Here is a 3831-nt window from a genome sequence, read left to right on the forward strand (position 1 = left end):
TCCATGAACCTAAATGAACTTCATATACCGAATACGGTTTGTCCAAATCATTATGTTCTTTACGGGTTTGCATCCATTTTTTGTCTTTCCACTTATAATCAAGATCCCAAATAACCGAAGCGGTATGAGGTGGCTTTTCGCAATAGAAAGCGAATGGATCTGCTTTTTCGGTAATGATACCACCGTTGTTGGATTGTATTTTATATTTATAGGTAGTTCCTTGTTCTATTCCGGGAATAAATCCTTCCCAAATCCCTGATGAATCCCAACGCACCTGCAATGCATGTTCCCCTTGAATCCAGTAATTGAAGTCACCAATGACTGAAACTGTTCTTGCTGATGGAGCCCATACAGCGAAATAAACACCTTTTACTCCATCAACTTCAATAAGATGTGCCCCTAATTTTTCGTAAAGTCTATAGTGTTTTCCTGCTTTGAATAAATCAATGTCAAAATCTGTAAAAAGCGAATGGGTTTGTACTTTGTTCATTTTTGTATTTTATTTTTTTGTTGAAATTGTAATCAACTAATTTTTTTTAAAAACTCATTATACTAGCAATTCCTCTCAAAGGAATCACAGACCATCTAGGTCTAGAATTTAATTCATAACCCAATTCATAGATAGCTTTTTCCAGAAGACAATATCTTAATAAAAAATCAATTTCTTTTTGATATCCAATATTCAGATTGCCTGCTTGAGCCACTTCCGTGTAGGTATTCAGAAAAACGCCTACAAAATATTTATATAAAATTTCACTTGCCTGAAAAAGTTCGTCTTGTTCGTATGGATATTTATCGTTACTATTGAATATAGTGGCATAAATCGCATAATGAAAAGAGCGGAACATTCCTGCAACATCTTTCAATGGAGGCTGTTTTACTTTTCGATCTCGAATAGTGCTTTCAGGTTCTCCTTCAAAATCAAGGATACAAAAATCGTCGCCATTTACTAAAACTTGACCTAAATGATAATCCCCATGAATTCGAATGCGCTCCGATTTCATTTGTGTCCAGTCGAAATCAAGAAAAACTTTTCTAATTTCTTTTTTATGATCCAAAAATTTATTAGCTAACTCTAATTCTAAACCATCCAATTTATGTAAATTGTTTTCTAAAATATTCAAGCGATTCTGAAACTGATAGGTTAATCTATTTTTTAACCAAACTGAATAATCTCCATTATAAGTAAGCGGTGTAAAAGCCGTTTCATGGATATCGCTACCTAACGCTATGTGCATTTCGGCTGTTCGGGTAGCCAAAGTTTGAATTTTTAAGAAAACGCTTAATCCAGCCCAATCAATAATTTCGTGGGGGACATCATTTAATTTTAATCTCTTAAATAATTCTATTTCAGGAAGTTTACTGATAGAAATTTTTTTGGTATTTAAATTCTCAAAAATTCGATCTACTTCTTCCAGCATATATTTCCAGGCATCTCCTTGATTAGGAACTAATTCTTGCATTAATCCAAGTGTAATGTTTCCTTCGGATGACACTATGCTAATACTTCCTGTATAGGCCGGAGAATGTTTGAAATTCATTCTTTCAGTAAGGAAACGACTAATTTCATAATCAGGGTTCATGCTGATATAAATTCTTCTGAAAATTTTTAGAACCAAATTGTCATTATACACTATGGAAGTATTGCTTTGTTCCACTCCCATGAAATGCGACGAAATGTATTCTTTGGAATGCATTTTTTTTCCTTTATGAAAGGTTACTTTTGATGCTTCATCTTTTTTGGAATGAATGATTTTTTCGAAAAGTAATTTTCTAAAATCTTCCTGGTGTAATGCATCGACAAGATATCCTTCTTGCTCATTCATAACTACAGGAGCAATAATAGTGTTGGTATCTAAATCTTCTTCAGACATAAAAGCCAATGGCATAAAATAATGTTGATAAAAAGCTTCTTTAAAATTAACTTCTAATAAAACGCCGTAATAAGTATTATCATTTGAAGTAATTTTGAAAGAATGTACAATCTCAATATATTTTAAGGTACTGGCTTTACCGCCGTACCATCTTTTATTGATAATGTAATTTTCTAAAATATCCGAAGCAAAAATTTTAATAAAACTTTCATCTTCAAAAGCATTTTCCCAATCTGTATGAAATACAAGTGGATTTTTATATTCGGCTTCGTTAATTTTATCAACCATTATTTCTGAATTTTAAATAGATGAAAAGGTAATTCTGGAGGAAGTTCCACATAATTCCATTCATTATCCCATGAATAGGTATTTCCCGTAATCAAATCGCTAACGCTAATTTGTTGAGTTCCAATTTTGTCTAATGGCAATTTAACCATTGCTCTACCGGTATGAAATGCATCTAAACTGACAATCATCAGCGTTTCATTCTGTTTATCATCATCAAATTTATAATATGCAATTACTTGATCATTATTGGTCTCGCAAAAGACAATATTATTGGTTTGTTGCAATGAAATTTGTTCTTTTCGAATGGCATTGATTCTTGTAATTAAGGTCGTGAGTTTGTTTTGAATAGTCCAGTCCCATTTGTAGCATTGGTATTTTTCAGAATCCAGATATTCTTCTTTTCCTGGAGCCATTGGAGTGCTAATCATGTATTCAAAAACGGGACCGTAAATTCCAACATTAGAACTTAAGGTTGCTGCCAGAAAGTATTTTTGCAAATGCACAGATTCATTTCCATTTTGTAAAGCAAAAGGATTAATGTCCGGCGTATTGGGCCAAAAATTAGGTCTGTAAAATTCTTTTTGTTCTGTTTTAGTTAATTCTTCCACATATTCGGTTAATTCTTTTTTTGAATTTCTCCATGTAAAATAAGTGTACGATTGACTGAAACCTTGTTTAGCCAATTCGTTCATTATTTTCGGACGTGTAAAAGCTTCTGCCAAAAACAAAACATCAGGATGCTTCTTTTTGATTTCAGCAATTAACCAACCCCAAAAATAAAAAGGTTTTGTATGTGGATTGTCAACTCTATAGATTTTAATATTACATTCTTCAATCCAAAACAATGCAACATCTAATAGTTCTTTCCAAAGATTTTTCCAGTCGGAGCTTTCAAAATAAATAGGTTGAATATCTTGGTATTTTTTTGGAGGGTTTTCGGCGTATTGAACTGTTCCATCAGGTCTCCATTTGAACCATTGTGGAAAATCTTTTACATAAGGATGATCCGGAGCGGCTTGTAAAGCATAATCCATAGCTACTTCGATACCTAAATCTTGAGCTTTTTTTACTAATTCTTTAAAATCTTCTATGGATCCTAATTCGGGATGAGTAGATTTGTGCCCACCGTGATGAGAACCAATTCCCCAAGGAGAACCAACATCACCATATTCGGCATTTGTGGAATTATTTTTACCTTTTCGATTAACTTCACCAATTGGATGAATTGGAGGAAAATAAAGGGTGTCAAACCCCATCTCCGCAACTCTGGGAAGCAATCTTTCGCAATCTTTAAATGTACCGTGCTTACCATCTTCTGATGACGCAGAACGAGGGAAAAATTCATACCAAGTACTGAATAGTGCTTTTTTTCGATCTACATATATTTCTAAATCTATCGATTTATTTTCTAAAAAACGTATTGGGTATTTTTTGAAAATTCGAATCAATTCTTCTGATTTGGTTTCTCGTACAGCATTGTCGTATTCAGATTCTGTTGTAAAATAATGAATTAGTCGGTTGAGATATTCATTTTCAGAAGCATCTACAGTATTAAGAATGGCTCGAACATATTCTGCACCTTCCAGCAATTCTGATTTTACATATTGATTATCATTAATTTTTCGCTCTGTACCATGTTGCCAGTTCAATGCGTAATCCACCCATCCTT

Annotated in this window: 2 protein-coding genes and 1 pseudogene; all 3 read right to left on the bottom strand. The window is 33.2% G+C overall.

Going from position 1 to position 3831, the window contains the following annotated elements; translation table 11 throughout:
• Positions 1-490 (bottom strand): annotated as a pseudogene (locus VFS71_RS04820) (1,4-alpha-glucan branching enzyme); the annotation flags it as partial.
• Between the two features lie 46 nt (positions 491-536).
• Positions 537-2162, bottom strand: a complete 1626-nt coding sequence (locus VFS71_RS04825; RefSeq protein WP_326399703.1) for a maltokinase N-terminal cap-like domain-containing protein — start codon at positions 2160-2162, stop codon at positions 537-539.
• The coding region (locus VFS71_RS04830; protein ID WP_326399704.1) for an alpha-1,4-glucan--maltose-1-phosphate maltosyltransferase at positions 2162-3831 on the bottom strand (1670 nt) is incomplete at its 5' end. The genes VFS71_RS04825 and VFS71_RS04830, both read right to left, overlap by 1 nt.

The sequence above is a fragment of the Flavobacterium sp. genome, from assembly GCF_035760125.1.
Classification (GTDB): Bacteria; Bacteroidota; Bacteroidia; order Flavobacteriales; family Flavobacteriaceae; genus Flavobacterium.

Excerpts from the sequence above, each read along its gene's own strand:
- VFS71_RS04825 (WP_326399703.1), bottom strand. The coding sequence starts at position 2,162 with ATGGTTGATAAAATTAACGAAGCCGAATATAAAAATCCACTTGTATTT.